16 protein-coding genes are annotated in these 18,805 nt (G+C 70.9%); 13 read left to right on the top strand and 3 right to left on the bottom strand.

Annotated elements, in window-relative coordinates:
* Positions 1 to 54 precede the first annotated feature (54 nt).
* Positions 55 to 1,857, bottom strand: a complete 1,803-nt coding sequence (locus tag IH26_RS0132480; protein ID WP_030440074.1) for a cellulose-binding protein — start codon at positions 1,855 to 1,857, stop codon at positions 55 to 57.
* Positions 1,858 to 2,232: 375 nt separating this feature from the next.
* Here IH26_RS0132480 and IH26_RS0132475 point away from each other — a divergent pair, with 375 nt between their 5' ends.
* Together IH26_RS0132475 and IH26_RS0132470 are read left to right on the top strand one after the other, a co-directional pair.
* On the top strand, positions 2,233 to 2,736 hold the full coding sequence (locus IH26_RS0132475) for a GH12 family glycosyl hydrolase domain-containing protein (RefSeq protein ID WP_051808920.1): 504 nt from the start codon (positions 2,233 to 2,235) through the stop codon (positions 2,734 to 2,736).
* A 168-nt stretch (positions 2,737 to 2,904) separates the two neighbouring features.
* Positions 2,905 to 3,810 (top strand): LLM class flavin-dependent oxidoreductase, encoded by a 906-nt coding sequence (locus tag IH26_RS0132470; protein ID WP_030440072.1) that lies wholly within the window; start codon positions 2,905 to 2,907, stop codon positions 3,808 to 3,810.
* A 90-nt stretch (positions 3,811 to 3,900) separates the two neighbouring features.
* On the opposite strand, the gene IH26_RS0132465 is transcribed toward IH26_RS0132470, so the two are convergent.
* Positions 3,901 to 5,190, bottom strand: coding sequence for a M48 family metalloprotease (locus IH26_RS0132465; protein ID WP_169789859.1), 1,290 nt, complete (start codon positions 5,188 to 5,190; stop codon positions 3,901 to 3,903).
* A gap of 207 nt (positions 5,191 to 5,397) precedes the next feature.
* Here IH26_RS0132465 and IH26_RS0132460 point away from each other — a divergent pair, with 207 nt between their 5' ends.
* The 11 genes from IH26_RS0132460 to IH26_RS0132410 all read left to right on the top strand — a co-directional run bounded on the left by IH26_RS0132460 (position 5,398) and on the right by IH26_RS0132410 (position 16,161).
* A complete protein-coding gene (locus tag IH26_RS0132460; protein WP_030440070.1) occupies positions 5,398 to 6,657 on the top strand; it encodes an MFS transporter in 1,260 nt (419 codons plus the stop codon).
* 113 nt (positions 6,658 to 6,770) lie between these two features.
* Positions 6,771 to 7,772 (top strand): N-acetyl-gamma-glutamyl-phosphate reductase, encoded by a 1,002-nt coding sequence (argC, locus tag IH26_RS0132455; RefSeq protein ID WP_030440069.1) that lies wholly within the window; start codon positions 6,771 to 6,773, stop codon positions 7,770 to 7,772.
* Positions 7,769 to 8,941 (top strand): bifunctional glutamate N-acetyltransferase/amino-acid acetyltransferase ArgJ, encoded by a 1,173-nt coding sequence (argJ, locus tag IH26_RS0132450; protein WP_030440068.1) that lies wholly within the window; start codon positions 7,769 to 7,771, stop codon positions 8,939 to 8,941. The genes argC and argJ overlap by 4 nt, the downstream gene beginning before the upstream one ends.
* A complete protein-coding gene (argB, locus tag IH26_RS0132445) occupies positions 8,938 to 9,807 on the top strand; it encodes an acetylglutamate kinase (RefSeq protein WP_034216440.1) in 870 nt (289 codons plus the stop codon). Before argJ ends, argB begins: the two co-directional genes overlap by 4 nt.
* Positions 9,804 to 10,952 (top strand): acetylornithine transaminase, encoded by a 1,149-nt coding sequence (locus IH26_RS0132440; RefSeq protein WP_030440066.1) that lies wholly within the window; start codon positions 9,804 to 9,806, stop codon positions 10,950 to 10,952. Before argB ends, IH26_RS0132440 begins: the two co-directional genes overlap by 4 nt.
* The gene (gene argF, locus IH26_RS0132435) at positions 10,949 to 11,887 is read left to right on the top strand and encodes an ornithine carbamoyltransferase (RefSeq protein WP_030440065.1); all 939 of its coding nucleotides are present in this window, start codon (positions 10,949 to 10,951) and stop codon (positions 11,885 to 11,887) included. Before IH26_RS0132440 ends, argF begins: the two co-directional genes overlap by 4 nt.
* Positions 11,884 to 12,375, top strand: a complete 492-nt coding sequence (locus tag IH26_RS0132430; protein WP_030440064.1) for an arginine repressor — start codon at positions 11,884 to 11,886, stop codon at positions 12,373 to 12,375. Before argF ends, IH26_RS0132430 begins: the two co-directional genes overlap by 4 nt.
* Before the next feature lie 14 nt (positions 12,376 to 12,389).
* Complete coding sequence (gene argH, locus IH26_RS0132425; RefSeq protein ID WP_030440063.1) at positions 12,390 to 13,811, top strand: argininosuccinate lyase; 1,422 nt, start codon at positions 12,390 to 12,392, stop codon at positions 13,809 to 13,811.
* 161 nt (positions 13,812 to 13,972) lie between these two features.
* Positions 13,973 to 14,233, top strand: a complete 261-nt coding sequence (locus IH26_RS61540; protein WP_030440062.1) for a hypothetical protein — start codon at positions 13,973 to 13,975, stop codon at positions 14,231 to 14,233.
* Positions 14,218 to 15,030 (top strand): alpha/beta fold hydrolase, encoded by an 813-nt coding sequence (locus IH26_RS0132415; RefSeq protein WP_169789858.1) that lies wholly within the window; start codon positions 14,218 to 14,220, stop codon positions 15,028 to 15,030. Before IH26_RS61540 ends, IH26_RS0132415 begins: the two co-directional genes overlap by 16 nt.
* 495 nt (positions 15,031 to 15,525) lie before the next feature.
* Entirely contained in the window at positions 15,526 to 16,161 is a 636-nt protein-coding gene (locus tag IH26_RS0132410) for a hypothetical protein (protein WP_030440060.1), read from the top strand.
* A 238-nt stretch (positions 16,162 to 16,399) separates the two neighbouring features.
* On the opposite strand, the gene IH26_RS0132405 is transcribed toward IH26_RS0132410, so the two are convergent.
* Positions 16,400 to 18,673 carry a hypothetical protein gene (locus tag IH26_RS0132405; RefSeq protein ID WP_030440059.1) on the bottom strand — a complete coding sequence of 758 codons (2,274 nt, stop codon included), beginning with the start codon at positions 18,671 to 18,673 and terminating at the stop codon, positions 16,400 to 16,402.
* Positions 18,674 to 18,805 lie beyond the last annotated feature (132 nt).

Below are 18,805 nucleotides of genomic sequence, written 5' to 3'. Positions count from 1 at the left end.
ACGTGACCGGACGAAAGGGCCGGGCCGGCTCGGTGGGGCCGGCCCGGCCCGGGATCACGGGTTGACGACCGTGCCGCCGAAGGTGACCCGCAGCTTGCCGTCGGAGGCGAACGACCAGCCCAGCGCGCCGCTGTAGGCGGAGCACCGGGAGCCGTTCGTGCCCGACCAGAACTGGTCCGAGCTGTCCGTCGTGCCGACGGTCTTGTCGTTCGAGCCGGAGACGCTGAACCGGCAGGACGTGTCGTTGGTGAAGGTCGAGGTGCCCTCGTCGAACGAGAAGTTCCGCTCGGCGTTGTCGATGCTCACGTCGTTGGCGATGGTCATCGAGCCGGGGTTGCTGTTGTAGGTGAAGCCGTGGTGGCCGTTGTGGTAGGCGATGTCGTGCTGGATGAGGTGGTTGACCGCGATGTCCTCGCCGCCGAGCTTGAAGCCGTTGCGGTCGCCGTTGGCGTTGACCGTGCCGTCGGTGAGGGTGCCGTTGTTGTAGGACAGCGAGTACTCGATCGTGACCGGGCCGATCGGGCCGGTGTCGGTCTTGGTGTAGAGGTCCCAGCCGTCGTCGATGTTGTTGTGCGACACGTCGTACCGGAAGATGTTGCCGGTGCCCGAGGTCAGCTTCGAGGCGAACCCGTCGGCGTTCTCGCCGCCTGAGTCCATGTTGTCGTGTGACTCGGAGCTGACGATCAGGTTGTTCGACGGCCACTGGCTGGCCGGGGTGTCCGAGGCGGCCCGGGAGATCTGCAAGCCCGAGTCGCGGTTGAAGGCGGTGACCACCCGCTCGACGATGTTGCTGCTGCCGCCGATGAAGATGCCGTTGTCGCCGGCGTGCTGGACGGTGATGCCGTACACGTGCCAGTAGTTGCCCATCAGTTGCAGGCCGCGGTTGGCCGAGTTCTCGCTCTGCGCGGAGAAGTCGAGCACCGGCGTCTCGCCGGGGTAGGCCGAGAGCGTCTTGAGCGCACCGGCCGCCCCGTTGTCACCGGCCGCGATCGTGACCGTCGAGGCCAGGTTGTAGGTGCCGCCGCGCAGGTAGATGGTGCCGCCCGCGGCGATCCGGGTGATCGCGTCGGGCAGCGTGGTGGGGGCCGACTGGGTGCCCGCCGCGCCGGCCACGCCGTTGGCGGCGACGTAGAGCGCGCCGCTGGTCGGCGGGGCCGTGGTGGGGCTGGTCGTCGGCGGTGTGGTCGGTGAGGTGGTGGGCGACGTGGTGGGCGCGGAGGTGCTTCCGCCGCCGCCCGAATTGTCCACCACGACGTCGTCGAAGCGGCCGGCCGCGTGCTCGGTCAGCAGGCCGATCCGGCCGGAGCTGATCGTGCTGTCGGTGGCGCTGCCGACGCTCGTGCCGTTGATCGTGCCGCTGATCGTGGTGCCGTTGAGCGTCAGTCTGAGGGTGTAGAAGGTGCTGGGCGAGATCGTCTGGGCGAGCGAGCCGAGCACGGTGATCGAGGAGCCGTTCATGGTCTCGAGCTGCACCTTGTTGCCGCCGGTGAGCGACAGCCGGTACATCTTGGTCGAGCCGGAGGCGCGGGCGGTGAGCGCGACGACGCCCGCGGTGGAGGCGAACGACGTGGCCTTGACCCGGGCCTGCACCGAGTAGTCGGTCCAGCCGGCGTCGCCGGCGAACTCGCGGGCGCGTTCGCTGCTCGCGTCGGACTGCTGGAGGACCTGGCTGCCGTCGCTGACGATCGACCAGGTGCCGCCGGAGCGGGACCAGCCGCTGGTGCTGCCGTTCTCGAAGTCGGCGCTGAAGACGGTGGCGGCTTCGGCGTTGGTGACCGTGACGAACAGGCCGGCGGCGACCACGGTGGCCAGGCCGCCGGCGGCAGCCAGCCGCCGCAGGCGTAGTGCGGATGCCATGCGTAATTCTCCTTGTCGCAATTTCGGAGCCCGCCGGGGAGTGGATTTGCCGAAAGGGGCGCGCGGAATTGCCAGAGGTGCCGGCGGTTCCCAGGACGGTTGTTCCGGTACCGGAAATCCTCATCCCGCCAAATATTCGAGTCAATGCATTCCATTTGCAGGTTTGTTGCACAGGATGGGGTCCGAGGGAACTCGGACATTTCGGTCCAGTTCTTGCGTGCCGCGGCCCGCGGCTCCTAGCATCGGCGCAATACCGCATTGACGTTCGTGAAACTTTGAGCCCGGCTGTTGAAGCGCTTCGACAGACAAAGTCGCAGGTGGCGCCCGTGTGGTCCGCGACATTCGATCTGGGCGCGGACCGGCACGAACTGGGGCGTGGTGGCCAACCATCCGCGGACCAGCGGGGTGAAGTCCTATCCGCACACCGGCAGGACGCTCAACCGCACGCTGAGCTCGCTGGGCTCGATCTCCAGCTCGTTCAACGTGGCGGTGCCGCCGGACGGCGACTGCGAGACGGCGTACGACATCTGGGCGAACAACAACGCGTACGAAATCATGATCTGGACCAACCAGCACGGCGCGGTCGGCCCGATCGCCTCGTCCTACGACCAGAACGGCGCCGTCCCGTCGGCCGGCAACGTCGCCGTCGGCGGTCACATCTGGAACGTCTACCGCGGCTCGAACGGCAGCAACCAGGTCTACTCGTTCGTCCGCACCAGCACGACGAACTCCGGCACGATCGACGTCCTCGCCGTCCTGAACTGGCTGAAGACCCAGGGTTGGTACGGCGATGTGACGGTCGGCGACATCCAGTTCGGCTTCGAGCTGAGCGGCACGGCCGGCCAGTCCAACTTCACCTTCACTATTGCGTACGCCTGACGAAAGGTCCGGGGCCCGCGTTATTCGCAGCGGGCCCCGCCACGGTCGGCTAGTCTTGCTCGCGATCCGTATCCCCGGCTCCAGAACCACGTCGCAGACGAGCCCGGGACCCCCGTGGCGGGGGAGGAGGGGCGACTCAGTTGTCGCTGCCTACCTACGGAGAAACTCATGGAATTCGGCCTGGGCCTGCCCATCGGCGCGCCCGAACGACTCCTCGACTGGGCCCGCGCCGCCGAGGCGTGCGGCTTCGACACGCTGGCGCTGCTGGACCGGCTCGCCTTCGACAACCCCGAACCGCTGACCGCCCTGGCCGTGCTGGCCGGCGCGACCAGCCGCATCCGGCTGCAGACCGAGGTCCTGCTCGGCCCGCTGCGGCAGACCGCGCTGCTCGCCAAGCAGGTCGCCACCCTGGACCGGATGTCCGGCGGCCGCTTCGTGCTCGGCATCGGCATCGGCGGCCGGGAGGACGACCACGCCGCGGCCGGCACCCCGATGACCGGCCGCGGGCGGGCGCTCGACGACCAACTGGCCGCGTTGAAACAGATCTGGGACGGCGACGTCATCGGGCCACGACCCCGGCTTTTCGCCGCCCAGGACACGGCGTCGGCGAGCGCGTCTCGCTCCACCCGGCGTGCCCCGGCCATCCTCATCGGCGGGTTCGCGCCGGCCGCGCTGCGCCGGGTCGCCCGGCACGCCGACGGATTCATCTGCGCGGCCCCGGCGTCTTGGGCCGGCGGCCTGATCCGGACGGTCCGCGAGCAGTGGGCCGAGGCGGGCCGCCCGGGCGCGCCGCGGATCGTCTGCCAGGTCAACGTGGCGGTCGGCGCCCCGGAGACGGTCGCCGACGCCCGCCGGGCCATCGCTGGGTATTACGCCTTCACCGGCCGTGAGGGCTGGGGCGCACCGCTGACCGAGCCCGCCCAGATCGCCGAGGCGGTGGCGGACTACGCCGAGTTGGGCGCCGACGAGGTGGTGTTCTACTGCTACGCCGCCGACCCGGCCCAGGTCGAGGCGCTCGCTCAGTTCCCGGCGTCCCGCTCGGCGCCGGTGAACTGGGCGGGGCGGCCCGGGTAGCCGTTCAGCGCGCCCGGGACGACGAGCGGAACTCGGCGTCCCGGCGGCGGGCGGCGTCCCGGCCGCGGGCGGCGTCCCGGCCGCGGGCGGTCAGTGGGTGGGGGTCCGGGGGCGGCGGCGCTCCGACGCCGGCCCGCCGCCGGCCAGCGCCTGGCGGACCCGCTCCGGGAAGGCGCCGAACTCCGCGTCGATCCGGGTCGCGGCCTCCTCGTCGAGCGTCACCGTCGCGGCGTACTGCGGGCGGCGCTCGATCATCTCGGCACGCAGGCCGCCGGGCGGGTGCGAGGCGAACAGCGACACGCCGGCGTGCCGGCTCAGCCTACGGAGCGGCGGCAGGTAGGCGGCATGGCTATCGCGGGTCGCGGCCGACGCGGCCCGCCAGGCCGGCATGCCGTTCCCGGCCCGGGACTCCCGCTGGAGCACCAGGTCCAGCGGCGTGCGCAGCAGCAGGTGGTCGGCGAGCCGGACCGCCGCCGCCGAACCGCCGGCCCGGGCACCCATCTCGTCGGCCAGGTACTCGGCGCGCTGCGAGTCGCGCTGGCTCGTCCAGTACAGCACCACCTGCACCGCCTGCACCGCACGGAAGATGACCGAGCTCACCGCGTACGAGACGAACCCGGTGAGCCCGCGCAGGCCGTTGGGCGACGGCGCGAACAGCACGGCGAGCCGGCCGAGCGTGTTCTCGGCCACCGCCGTCAACAGCCCGCGGCGCACGTCGCCGTTGACGAAGTGCCCGAGCTCGTGCCCGATCAGCGCGACCCGCTCCGGCGGCGCCAGCGTCGCCCACAGGGGCACCCCGAGGTAGAGGATCCGTCGGCGGCGAAGACCGACCACACTGGTGTACGCGTTGAACTCGTACCCGATCAGCAGCACGTGCGGCAGCGGCGCGCCGACCTCGGCGGCCACCCGATCCACCAGCCCGAACAGCTCCGGGGCGGACGCCCGGTCCACCTCACGGGCGTCCTTGAGGTGCGTGGCGAGCCGCCCGAGCCGCGGCCGCAGGACGAACGCCACCCCGAGGACGAGCAGTCCCAGGCCGGCGACGATCAGGCCCTGTCCGGAGAGGATCAGCCAGACGCCGAACACCGCGATCGCGAGCACGCCGGCCAGCAGCAGCACCGCGGCCCCGAGCGTGACCGCCCGGGCCCAGCTCATCGACCGCCGGGTCAGCGGCCCGTCGACCAGAGCCGCGAACTGCCCCTCGGTCAGCCGCCGGGCCACCCCATGCAGCCACTGGTCCACCCATTTCCAGCCCACCACGGCCGGCGTGTCCCGGTCCAGGTTCCATTCGCACGCCGGACACCACCGATGGGGCACCCCGATCGCAACGGTCGGCTCCGCACACTGCGGACAGCTCCCGGCAGCAGGTGTCGTAGTCACGGCGACGATCATGCGGTATGCGGCATCATCACCGCGACCCCGGTAGCGCGACCCTGTTCCGGACCAAAGGCGCGCGGCGGAATGGAGCCGCTCCATCTCGGCCTCCGGCAAGGTCGGCGACGCGGCCGCCGGTCGGGTGACCCCCGCGTTCTCGTCGGCCGGCACTCAGGAGGGTTTGGGTCGGGAGAGTGGCGGTAATCCATCGACATGGCCGAACGTACGCTCGCTCCGGAACAACGCAATGCGTTTGTGGCCGCTCTGCTCGGGTGGTCGATGGATGCGTTCGACTACTTCATCGTGGTGCTGGTCTATGCGGAGATCGCCAAGGACTTCGGGGTCTCGCTGGAGCGGATGGCGTTCCTGACCACCGTCACGCTGCTGATGCGGCCGGTCGGGGCGTTCCTCTTCGGGCTGTGGGCGGACCGGGCCGGGCGGCGGCGGCCGCTCATGGTGGACGTCGCCTTCTATTCGGTCGTCGGGTTCGCGTGCGCGTTCGCGCCCAACTTCACCGTTTTGCTGATCCTTCGCTTGCTGTACGGGATCGGGATGGGCGGCGAGTGGGGGCTCGGTGCGGCCCTGGCGATGGAGAAGGTGCCGGCCGGGCGGCGCGGGCTGTTCTCCGGGATCCTGCAGGAGGGGTATGCGGTCGGCTACCTGTTCGCGGCCCTCGCCTACCTGCTGGTGCATTCGGTGCTCGGGCTGTCCTGGCGGTGGTTGTTCGCGCTGAGCCTCATTCCGTGTCTGATCAGCCTGTACGTCCGGAGCAAGGTCCGCGAGTCGGATGTCTGGCAGACCGCCCGCGAGCGGCAGCGGAAGGCCGGCACCGGGCTGCGCCAGGTGCTGTTCAACCGGGTCATCCTGAAGCGGTTCGTCTTCCTGGTGCTGCTGATGACGGCGTTCAACTGGATGAGCCACGGCACCCAGGACATCTACCCGACGTTCCTGAAGACCGGCATCGGGCTGTCCGCGACCGTGGCCACCTGGATCGCGGTCATCTACAACATCGGCGCGATCATCGGCGGGACCGTGGTGGGCTCGCTGTCGCAGCGGTACGGCCGGCGGCGGATGATCGTCCTCTGCGCGGTGCTCGGGCTGCCGCTGCTGCCGATCTTCGCGTACTCGACGACCGCCGGGTGGCTGTCGCTCGGCGCGTTCCTGATGCAGGTCATGGTGCAGGGCGCCTGGGGAGTGATCCCGGCCCACCTGACCGAGCTGTCGCCGGACGAGATCCGCGGGTTCTACCCGGGCGTGACCTACCAGCTCGGCAACTGCCTCGCGGCTTTCAACCTGCCGATCCAGCAGAGCCTCGCGGCCCGGCACGGGTACCCGTTCGCGCTGGTCGCCACGATGATCCCGGTCTTCGTCGCGGTCATCGTGCTGACCCTGATCGGGTCCGAGGCGCGGGACGTCGAGTTCGGCACCGAGCGGTCCAGCGCGCTGGCCGGGCGAGCGACGACGCCGGCTTGACCCGCCAGGACGCCGGTTCGGCCCTCCCATCTGGTGGGCCCTGGCCGATGATTGGTTTGCCGCCGGGTCGGGCCGCTTGATACCGTCCTCTGCATAGTCATGCGGAGGTTGGTATGGGAATCCGGGTTGCGGTCGCGGGGGCCAGTGGGTACGCGGGCGGTGAATTGCTTCGCCTGCTCGCCGGGCATCCCGGGTTCGACCTGGTCGCGGCGACGGCGCATGCGCAGGCCGGTGCGCGCGTCAGCGCCGTACACCCGCAGTTGGCCGGTCTTGATCTGACGCTCGGCGCGACCGAGGCGGCCGGCCTGGCCGACGCCGACCTGGTCTTTCTCGCTCTGCCGCACGGGCAGTCGGCGGCGCTCGCGGCGCAGCTGCCGGCCGGTACCAAGATCGTGGACCTGGGTGCCGACTTCCGGTTGAAGGACGGCGAGCTCTGGCGGCGGTATTACGGCGGTGAGCACGCCGGCACGTGGACGTACGGGCTGCCGGAGCTGCCGGGCCAGCGGGAGCTGATCGCGACCGCCGACCGGGTGGCGAATACGGGTTGTTATGCGGCCACCGTCACGCTCGCGCTGGCGCCGTTGATCCAGGCGGGGCTCGCCGACCCGGCCGACGTGGTCGTGGTGGCCGGCTCGGGTACCTCGGGGGCCGGGCGTAACGCCAAGCTCAACCTGCTGGGCAGCGAGGTGATGGGTGACCTGTCCCCCTACAAGGTGGGGGCGCACCAGCATGTGCCGGAGATCAAGCAGGCCACCGGTGCGACGTCACTCTCGATGACGCCGGTGCTGGCGCCGATGCCGCGCGGCATCCTGGCGACGGTCACGGCCCGTTTCCTGGGGGCGGGAAATCCCCGCGAGGTGCTGGCCCAGGCGTACGCAAGCGAGGTTTTTGTGCATGTGCTGCCCGAAGGGCAGTGGCCGCACACGGCGGCGACCTTCGGCTCGAACGCGTGCCATCTGCAGGCCACCGTCGACGTCGACTCCGGCCGGATCGTCGTGGTCAGCGCGCTCGACAACCTCGGCAAGGGCGCGGCCGGCCAGGCCGTGCAGTGCGCCAACCTCATGTCCGGCCTGCCCGAGACGATGGGCCTGTCCGTCTACGGAGTCGCACCATGACCGTCACTCACCCCAAGGGGTTCCGGGCCAGCGGCGTCGCCGCCGGGCTCAAGGCCTCCGGCAACCCGGACGTCGCGCTGGTCGTCAACGACGGGCCCGATTTCACCGCGGCCGGCGTCTTCACCGGCAACCGGGTGAAAGCCGCGCCGGTGCTCTGGAGCCAGCAGGTGCTCAAGGGCGGCATCGTGCGCGCCGTCGTGCTCAATTCGGGCGGGGCGAACGCGTGCACCGGGTCGCAGGGCTTCCGGGACACGCACGCGACCGCCGAGCACACCGCGACGGTGCTGCGCGGCGGGGCGAAACCGCAGCTGATCGGCGCCGGCGACGTGGCGGTCTGCTCGACCGGGCTGATCGGCGAGCTGCTGCCGATGGACAAGCTGCTGCCCGGCGTCAGCGCGGCGGCCAAGGCCCTGGCGGCCGACGGCGGTGCGCGGGCGGCCGAAGCGATCATGACGACCGACACCGTCGCCAAGAACGCCGTGGTGCAGAGGGAACGGTGGTCGGTCGGCGGGATCGCGAAGGGCGCCGGGATGCTGGCGCCGGCCCTGGCCACCATGCTCGTCGTGATCACCACCGACGCGTCGGCCGACAACGAGGTGCTGGACGCGGCGCTGCGGGCGGCCACCCGGGTCACCTTCGACCGGATCGACTCCGACGGCTGCATGTCCACCAACGACACGGTGCTGCTGCTGGCCAGCGGCGCGTCCAACGTGCAGCCCTCGCCCGAGGAGCTGACCGAGGCGGTGACGGCCGTGTGTCACGACCTGGCCCAGCAGTTGATCAGGGACGCCGAGGGCGCCACCAAGCATGTCGCGATCACCGTGGAGGGCGCGGCGAGCGAGGAGGACGCGGTCGAGGCCGGGCGGGTAGTGGCCGGGAACAACCTGGTGAAGACGGCGCTGTTCGGCAACGACCCGAACTGGGGGCGGATTCTCGCGGCGGTCGGCACGACGCAGGCGAAGTTCGAGCCGGACCGCGTGGACGTGGCGATCAACGGGGTGTGGATCTGCAAGGACGGGGCGGCGGCCGAGGACCGGTCGAAGGTGGATCTCTCCAAGCGGGACGTGACGATCACGATCAACCTGCGCGAGGGGGAGGCGACGGCGACGATCTGGACCACCGACCTGTCGCACGCCTACGTGCACGAGAATTCGGCGTACTCGTCGTGACCACGCCGCACGAGAAGGCCGGGGTGCTGATCGAGGCGCTGCCCTGGCTGGAGCGCTTCCACGGCGCCACCGTCGTGATCAAGTACGGCGGCAATGCCATGATCAACCCGGAGCTGCAGCAGGCCTTCGCGGAAGATATCGTATTTATGCGATATGTCGGCATCAAGCCGGTGGTGGTGCACGGCGGCGGGCCACAGATCAGCAGGATGCTCGACCGGCTCGGGATCGAGAGCGAGTTCCGCGGCGGCCTGCGGGTCACGACCCCCGAGGCCATGGACGTGGTCCGGATGGTCCTGACCGGACAGGTCGGGCGCGAGCTGGTCGGTTTGATCAACAAGCATGGACCGTACGCGGTGGGCCTTTCGGGCGAGGACGCCAAGCTCTTCACGGCCGTACGCCGGACCGCGCTCGTGGACGGCGTCAACGTCGACATCGGTCAAGTCGGCGACGTGGACAAAGTGGACACCTCGGCCGTCGATGACCTGATCGCCGCCGGGCGCATCCCCGTAATCGCCACCGTCGCGCCCGACATTTCCGGAATTTTGCACAATGTCAATGCGGACACCGCCGCAGCGGCGCTCGCCGAGGCCCTCGGCGCCCGCAAGCTGGTGATCCTCACCGACGTGCCCGGCCTCTACACCGACTGGCCCGACACCACCTCGCTCACCACCCGCATCGACGCCGACGACCTCGAGAAGCTGCTGCCCCGCCTCGAGTCCGGCATGGTCCCCAAGATGGAGGCGTGCCTGCGCGCCGTCCGCGGCGGAGTCCCCGCCGCGCACGTCGTCGACGGCCGCGTCGCCCACTCCACGCTGCTCGAAGTCTTCACGTCCGAAGGGATCGGAACCATGGTGGTGCCGCAATGAGCTCGCTGGCCGACCGCTGGTCGCAGTCGATGATGAACAACTACGGGACCCCCGACATCGCTTTCGTGCGAGGCGAGGGCGCCGTCCTGACCGACGAGAACGGCAAGGAGTACGTCGACTTCCTCGGCGGCATCGCGGTCAACGCGCTCGGCCACGCCCACCCGGCGATCGTCGAGGCCGTCACCCAGCAGATCTCCTCCCTGGGTCACGTCTCCAACCTGTACATCGCCGAGCCCTGCGTCGCCCTCGCCGAACTGCTGCTCGCGCTGGCCGGCCGCTCGGGTCGCGTCATCTTCGGCAACTCGGGCGCCGAGGCGAACGAGGCCGCCTTCAAGCTGTCCCGCCTGACCGGCCGCACCCAGGTGGTCGCCACTCACGGCGCCTTCCACGGGCGCACGATGGGGGCGCTCGCCCTCACCGGCCAGCCGTCGAAGGCCGACCCCTTCCGCCCCCTGCCCGGCGACGTAAATCACGTGACATTCGGTGATTTGTCCGAGTTGGATGCCGCGGTGACGGGGGAGACTGCCATGGTCATCCTCGAACCGATCCAGGGCGAGAACGGCGTGGTCGTCCCCCCGCCCGGCTACCTCGCCGGCGCCCGCGAGATCTGCACGAAGAACGGCGCCCTGCTCGTGCTCGACGAGGTGCAGACCGGCATCGGCCGCACCGGCCACTGGTTCCACCACCAGAGCGAGGGCGTCGAGCCCGACGTGATCACCCTCGCCAAGGGCCTCGGCGGCGGACTCCCGCTGGGCGCCTGCATCGCCTTCGGCCCGGCCGCCGACCTGTTCACCCCCGGCTCGCACGGCACCACCTTCGGCGGCAACCCGGTGGCCTGCGCCGCCGGCCTGGCCGTGATCCGTACGATCGCCGGGGATGGCCTGCTCGACCATGTCAAGCGGGTCGGCGAGCAGCTTCGGCGCGGCCTCGAGAACAACCCGCTGGTGTCGCACGTCCGCGGCGCCGGCCTCCTGCTCGGCGTCGTCCTGAAAAATCCGATTTCTGCGGACATCAAGGACCAGCTCACCGCCGCTGGCTTCCTCGTCAACAACCCTCAACCGGACGTCATCCGACTCGCCCCACCGCTGATCATCAGCGCCGAGCAGGCCGACGCTCTCCTCAACGCCCTGGACGGCCTGAAATGACCCGGCACTTCCTGCGTGACGACGACCTCACCCCGGCCGAGCAGTCCGCCGTCCTCGATCTCGCCGCCGAGATGAAGGCCGACCGCTTCCAGTTCCGCCCCCTCGCCGGCCCCCGCTCGGTGGCCGTCTTCTTCGACAAGCCCAGCCTGCGCACCCGCCTCTCCTTCGAGGCCGGCATCGCCGAGCTCGGCGGCCAGCCGATCATCGTGGACACCCAGGTCACCCACTTCGGCCGCGGCGAGTCGCTGCCCGACGCCGGCCGGGTCGTCTCCCGCTACGTCGCCGCCGTGGTCTTCCGCACCACCGCCGACGACCGCCTCACCCAGCTCGCCTCCGGCGTCACCGTCCCGGTGGTCAACGCACTCACCGACGGCTTCCACCCCTGCCAGCTGCTCGCCGACCTGCAGACCATCCGGGAACGCTTCGGGAAAACCAAGAACCTGAAGCTTGCGTACGTCGGGGACGCCGCCAACAACATGGCCCACTCCTACCTGCTCGCCGGTGCGACCGCGGGCATGCACGTGCGGGTCGCGGGTCCCTCGGGATTCGACCCGTCCCCGGTCGTGGTGGCCCAGGCGGCCGAGATCGCCGCCCGCACCGGCGGCTCGGTCGACGTGCTGCGCGACCCGTTCGAGGCGGCCGACGGGGTGGACGTGCTCACCACCGACACCTGGACGTCGATGGGCCAGGAGAACGACGGCAAGGACCGCCTCACCCCGTTCCGGCCGTACCAGATCAACGACAAGCTCCTGGCCGCCGCCGGTCCCGGCGCGATCGTCCTGCACTGCCTGCCCGCGCACCGCGGCGAGGAGATCACCGACGACGTCCTGGACGGCCCGCAGAGCGCCGTCTTCGACCAGGCCGAGAATCGTCTGCACGCGCAGAAGGCCCTGCTGGCCTGGCTGCTGGCGGCTCCAGAGACAGGCCCAGCGTGACCGGGCCGGTGACCCGGGCCGGGCGGCACGCCCGGATCGTCGATCTCATCCGGCAGAAGCCGATCCGGTCGCAGACCGAGCTGGCCGAGCTGCTGGCGGGCGAGGGTGTGCAGGTCACCCAGGCCACCCTCTCCCGCGACCTGGAGGAGCTGCGCGCCGTGAAGGTCGGCGGCGCGTACCTCATCCCGGAGGACGGCACCCGCCCGCTGCGCGAGACCGAGGACGCCCCGGCCCGCCTCCAGCGACTGCTGCGCGAGCTGCTCACCGGCGTCGACGCCAGCGGCAACATCGCCGTGCTGCGCACCCCGCCGGGGGCGGCGCAGTTCCTGGCCAGCGCGCTGGACCGCTCCGGGCTCTCCGACGTCGTCGGCACCATCGCCGGCGACGACACCATTCTCGTCGTGGCCCGCGACGTCACCGGCGGCAAGGCGCTGGCCGACAAGCTCGCCGACTGGGCCGGCCACGCCGGCGAGAACCACGACGTTTGACAGACTGAGGAACCGTGACCGAGAAGACTTCGCTGTGGGGTGGCCGGTTCTCCGGCGGGCCCGCGGACGCCCTGGCCCGCCTGTCGGTGAGCGTCCAGTTCGACTGGCGGCTCGCCCCTTACGACATCGCCGGCTCCCGGGCCCACGCCCGGGTGCTCGCCGCCGCCGGGCTGCTCGACCCCGACGAACTGGGCCGGATGCTGGCCGCCCTCGACGACCTCGAGGCGGCCTGCGCGTCCGGCGAGTTCCGGCCGACCATCGACGACGAGGACGTGCACACCGCGCTGGAACGCGGCCTGCTCGAGCGGCTCGGCGCGCTCGGCGGCAAGCTGCGGGCCGGCCGCTCCCGCAACGACCAGGTCGCCACCGACCTGCGGCTCTACCTGCGCGACCACGCCCGCGGGGTGGCGCAGGCGCTGGTCGAGCTGGCCGATGCGCTCACCGAGCAGGCCGCGCGCAACGTCGACACGGCGGCGCCGGGCATGACGCATGTGCAGCACGCCCAGCCGGTCACCTTCGGCCACTGGCTGCTCGCCCACGTGCACCCGCTGCTGCGCGACCTCGACCGGCTGCGCGACTGGGACGCCCGGGCGGCCATCTCGCCGCTCGGCTCCGGCGCGCTTGCTGGATCTTCCCTACCGCTCGACCCGGCCGCGGTCGCCAAGGAGCTGGGCTTCACCGCGCCCGCGCCGAACTCGATGGACGCCGTGGCCGACCGCGACTTCGTGGCCGAGTTCCTGTTCGTGACCGCGCTGGTCGGCGTGCACCTGTCCCGCCTCGGCGAGGAGGTGGTGCTCTGGACCTCCACCGAGTTCGGCTGGGTGGAGCTGGACGACGCCTTCGCCACCGGGTCGTCGATCATGCCGCAGAAGAAGAACGCGGACATCGCCGAGCTGGCCCGGGGCAAGAGCGGGCGGCTGGTCGGCGGGCTGGTGGCGGTGCTCACCATGCTCAAGGGACTGCCCCTGACGTACGACCGGGACATGCAGGAGGACAAGGAGCCGGCGTTCGACGCGATCGAGACGCTGCAGCTGCTGCTGCCGGCCCTGGCCGGCATGATCTCCACGATGACCGTCCGGGTCGACCGCCTGGCCGCGGCCGCCCCGGTCGGCTTCTCGCTGGCCACCGAGGTCGCCGACTGGCTGGTCCGCCGCGGCGTGCCGTTCCGCGACGCGCACGAGATCACCGGCCAGCTGGTGGCGCTCTGCTCGGTGCGCGGCTGCGAGCTCGAGGACCTCACCGACGACGACCTGGCCAAGGTCAGCGAGCACCTCGACCCGTCGGTCCGCGAGGTGATGTCGGTCGAGTCGGCGCTGGCCGGCCGCACCACCCCCGGCTCGACCGGGCCCGGCCCGGTGGCCGAGCAGCTCGCCCTGGTACAGCACAAGCTGGACAGCTGGCGCCAGTGGGCCGTCGAGAAGGTCGTCCCCCGCTGAGTCAAGTGGCGGAACCGCCCACCTCCCCAAGGTGGTTCCGCCATCCTGCTTCGACCTCGGTAGAGATATAGATATTTCGACATGCGCCTCCGGGCGGTTCTTGTTCTCCGCGGCATCGTCCGGGTGGCACTGGATCTATGTGGAGGAGCAGACTGGGCGGCGTGACTCAGGCGCGATGGACACCGGCGTGGCCCGAGGCGGAGCAGGAGGGGCCCGACGCCCCACGCCCCGCCGAGCCGCCCCGACGCCGTGCCCGCGACCGGTTCATCCAGACCCAGCCGCCACCGCCGCATCCCACGCCCGGCCGCCCCGACCGCGACGACGACGAGCCCACGACCGGCCTGCCCGCCGCCCGCGCCACGGAGGAGGATCGCCTGCTCGCCGAGATCGACGAGCTGGTCGCCGCGTGCGAGTGTCCATAGGGGATGTCGCCCTCCACTACGAGGTGGCCGGCGACTCCGGCCCGGCGCTGATCCTCCTGCACGGCGGCCCCGGCGCCGACCACACCCTGTTCAAGCCGGAGTTCTCGATGCTCGCCGACGTGGCCCGCGTGGTCTACCTCGACCAGCGCGGCTCGGGCGAGTCGGACACCGGCTCGCCGGAGACCTGGACCTGGTCGCAATGGGCCGACGACGTGCTGGCCTTCCGCGCCGCGCTCGAGTTCGAGAACCCGATCCTCGTCGGCGTCTCCAGCGGCGGCCTGGTGGCCCTGACCTGCGCGGCCCGCCACCCGGACCGGATCGGCGGCCTGATCCTCGACAGCCCGCTCGGCGCCCCGACCTCCCTCGACGAGACCCTGGAGGTCTTCGAGCGGCGAGGCGGCCCGCCCGCCCGCGAAGCGGCCCGCCGCTACCTGACCGGCGACACCACCGACGAGGCACAGACGGCCTGGGCAGAACACTGCCAGCCGCTGTACGGAACTCCCTCCGCCAAGCCCCGCCGAGTCAATGACGACGTACTCACCCGCTTCCGCACCGGCGGCTGCGGCCCCGCCGACGCCACCACCCTGCTCCCCCAGATCACCTGCCCCACCCTGCTCCTGGCCGGCGAACACGACCCGGTCACCCCGGCCGATGCGGCCCGGCGGCTGGCGGCCGCGCTCACCAATGCGCCGGTCACCTTGGAGATCGCACCCGACATCGGTCACGGCGTCTTCCGCCAGGACCCGGAGCGAGCGTTCGCCGCGGCGCGCCGCTTCCTGGCGAGCAGACCGCGCTAGCGCCCTCGGATTCCGCACCCACCGGCCGGCCCGCGCGCCGAGATGGAGCGGCTTCTCTCCGCCGCGGGCATCTAGTCCGGAACAGGCCGGAAGGTCAGCGCGCGTTCGAAGAGGCGCTCGCCGTCCCGACGTGGGCGGAAGACCTGGGCGTGCATGATCGTCGCCGTGACCACGACGCTTGCCGGTCAGGCAGGAGGGACGTGGCCGCCGCGAACTCCCGCTGGGTCACGACCACGAAACGTGTCGTCGGGCGGGTCGTTGACGCGCTGGTGCTGGGCGCGGTTCCCGACGACGCGGACTCGCTCGAGAACGGCCGCACGGTGATCCGAGGCCGGTGCCGGGCGTCGGCGTCCGGCCGCGGCGTGACCAACGGCGGCTGCGTGCGCATGCCGGCCGCGAAACAGGCGAAATTGCTCGGCGACATCACCGATGGAACCGTGGTGCACGCCGTCACCGTCGAAGGGGAGACTTGCCAGGTCTACGGGGGAGTGACCCATGAATACCGGACGTACGATCGGCGCGGTCCTGATCGCCACCCTGGTGGTGAGCGGTTGCGCGAGGCAGGATCGCGCGGAGGGGCCGGCGGTGATCCCGTCGACGGCCGCGTCGGTGTCAGCCGCGCCGTCGCCCTCGGCGACGCCGTACATGATCGACGGGACGCCTGCCACGGATCCCGCCCTGGACGACATCGCCCAGGCGTTGGGCGACCAGGGGCGCGGGGCCTTCGCCGACACCTACAGCGACCTCTACGTGGACATGCCGCCCGGCGCGGTCACGCTCTACGTCACCGACATCGCGCGCGGCCAGAGGCTTGTCGACGCGGCGAAGAAGGCCCACCCGAAGATCGACACTGGCCGGATCAGGTTCGTCGTCGCGAAGTTCTCCCGCCGGACGCTCGACGCCGCGATCGAGATGATCATGCCGCCCACCGGCGTCGATCCCGCGATCTACAGTGTCTCGCCGAAGACCGACGGCTCCGGCATCACGGTGACCGCCGCCAAGGACAAGGTCGCCGCGGTCCAGAACCGGCTGAACAGGAAGATCGTCATCCCGACGGGAATCCCGGTGACCGTGGTCCCGGGCCAGCCGATCAAGCCGGTCGGCGCGGTCGGCACGGCGCACGCCAGATGACCGGCCGACGGCCGTCCGCTCGAAGGAGCGGACGGCCGTCTCAGGAAGCGTCATCGGCGATGAAGACGCAGGTGCGTCGACGTCTTTCTTCGGCGGAACGTCGTGACCATCCGGGTCTGCCGCCGAGAGCGCACGACGCCCAAGGCCGGGACAGACATGTCCGACGTTGCGCGGGAGGGTCGGCCGTTACACGTCCGGCGTGGCGAGCCGATGTTCGAACCACTCCACGAGGGATCGCCTATCTGACGTTGATGCTCGCGGTGGTGGCGTGCTCGTCGGGGTAGCTGGTCTGGTAGGCGGTGATGATGACCGTCAGTTTCCTGCCGCGCATCGATGAGGTGAGGTGCAGGCTCGTGCGGGTCGCGCCGTTGATCGCTTTGCCGTTGAGGTACCACTGGTAGCTGTACGAGGTGGCCGCGGGCCACCAGGTGCCGGCCGAGACGGAGACGGTCTTGCCTGCGGCGGCGGTGCCGGTGATGCGCGGCGGCTTGGTCGCCTTTGGCCCTGCGGAGCCGGCGGCGACGGCGATGGCGGCCGAGGTCGCTGTGCCGTCGGCTCGGTAGTCCCGGTGCGCGGTGACGGCGACGGCGATGGTGAGTGTGCGGGCCAGCAGGGACGCCGGGATCGTGTAGGTCGGCGCGGTGGCGCCGCTGATCGGTGTGCCGTTGGCCAGCCACTGGTAGGTGTAGCTGGTGGCGGCGGGTGTCCAGCGGCCGGGTATCGCGGTCACGGTGGCTCCGACCCGGGCGGTGCCGCTGATCGAGGGCATGGTGGTCACTTGCAGCGCCGGACCGTTTACGGACACGTAGTATCCGGTCGTCTGCCCGGTCTTGGCGGAGGTGACGGTGACCTTCCAGGGGCCGGTCGCCGCCGTGGTCAGGTCCGCGTCGACGACGAGGGTGTGCCGGTCCGGTGTGACGGAACGGACGGTCGCGTTGATCGGTGCTGATCCGGCCTGGGTCAGCTGTGCGGTGTCCGCCGCGTCGAAGCCGGCCCCGGTCACGGTGAAGGTGTACGCGGCGCCGGTCGAGACGGTGTCGGGGCTGATCTGGGTGATGGCGTACGGCTGGCCGCCGCACGGCTCGGTGAGGCAGTTGATCCGGGCCCGGTAGGAGACGTCGCCGAACTGGTCGCCGGGCGTGAAGAGGAACAGCCCGTCGGTGCTCTGCCCGTAGCCGATGAGCGCGTTCGGGGAGCAGTTGGTCGGGCACGGCAAGGCGAACGACATGGTGTTGGCGCCGAGCGCGGCGAACACGTACCCGTTCGGTTGCGCGGCGGCCGGGTCGACGCCGGTGGCGGAGAGCTGATAGCGATCGTCCGAGCCGACCGGCGCGACCACACACCGGGCGGTTTGCTGGTCGCTCAGCGCGACGTTGAAGGTGTCGCTTCCGTACGCCACCGACGGCAGCCGTTCGCAGGACGGGGAGACAACCCCGCCGGTGGTGATCTTCCAGACGTCGAGCCGGTAGGGCAGCGGGTCGGCCGCAGCAGCCCAGACGACGACACGGTAACGGCGATCGGTCGGTCCACTGTCGGTGGTGCACGCGTACCAGCTCGCCTGACAGTAGTAGCCGCTCCCGGGTGTCAGCCAGGTCATCCGCGCCTTGCTACCAGCGCTACGGATGTTGACCAGGTCGCCGACGCCCGCGGGAACGTCGAGGTCGTAGCAGCGGACGTCGGACGCCGTAGTGATGGTGCCGGCGGTAGCCGGACCGCCGATGTCCGTGACGGTCAGCGGCTGGCAGGTCAGCGACCCGGCCGTGATGTCGCGCAGAGCCAGCCGGAAGGTGGCCGGCGCGGCGTCAGCCCAGACCGCGACCGTGTACGCCTGGTCCGGCTGGAAGACGCACGTGAAGACCACGGCCGCCGTGGGGTGGGAGGCGCTGAGGGCCGCGCAGGCTATTCCGCCGGTCTGGCGGAAGACCATGACCTGGGCGTTGCCCGACCCTGCGGTCCTGGCCATGGTGAACAGTTCACGGGTGGAGTGCCCGCGGGCCGGGATGGTGTAGCAGGCGGTGACCGTGTCCGCCGACAACGTGGCGTTCACCCCGGTATCGGATCCCACCGCCCCGTCAGGCACCTGCGCGGCGCAGTCGGCGTTCGCGGCGACCGGCAGCACCTCGAACTGATAGTCACCGAGCCCGCCAAACGGGCTCGTCACCACCCGGAACGGTGCGGTGCCCCGCAGAGCGCAGGTGTTGTTGTTGAACACGGCACTGCCGCACACGACCGCACCGGTGGCGTCCTCCAGCGTCAGGTCGGCCTGCGTCCCCGCGCCGGTGGAAGGCTGTATCGCTGCAACTACCGTCTGCGCCGGAAGCGGAAGTTCGAAGCAGCCGGCATCAGCCGCGTCGGTGAAAGTGCCGTGCACTGGCCGTCCGAGATCACCGGCCGCCAGGACCGTGCAGTTCGCGGGAACGACATCCGCCCGGGCCGCCGCCGCCGCGCCTTCCAGCAGCACCCCGGTAAGGAGGACAACACCCAACGCCCGCGCGGCCGCACCGAACTTCACAATGCCCCCATGGCCCGGACCACTCGACGAGTGATCAGCGCCGATGATCATAGGGGCATGCCGCGATGACGTACCAGCGCCAAACGGCCAGCGGGTCCCTGATGGCTGGCGAAGACGAGGACGCCCGCCGAG

Origin of the sequence: Actinoplanes subtropicus (assembly GCF_000721705.1) — a bacterium.
Classification (GTDB): domain Bacteria; phylum Actinomycetota; class Actinomycetes; order Mycobacteriales; family Micromonosporaceae; genus Actinoplanes; species Actinoplanes subtropicus.
This window is presented reverse-complemented; position numbering and strand designations above follow the sequence as displayed.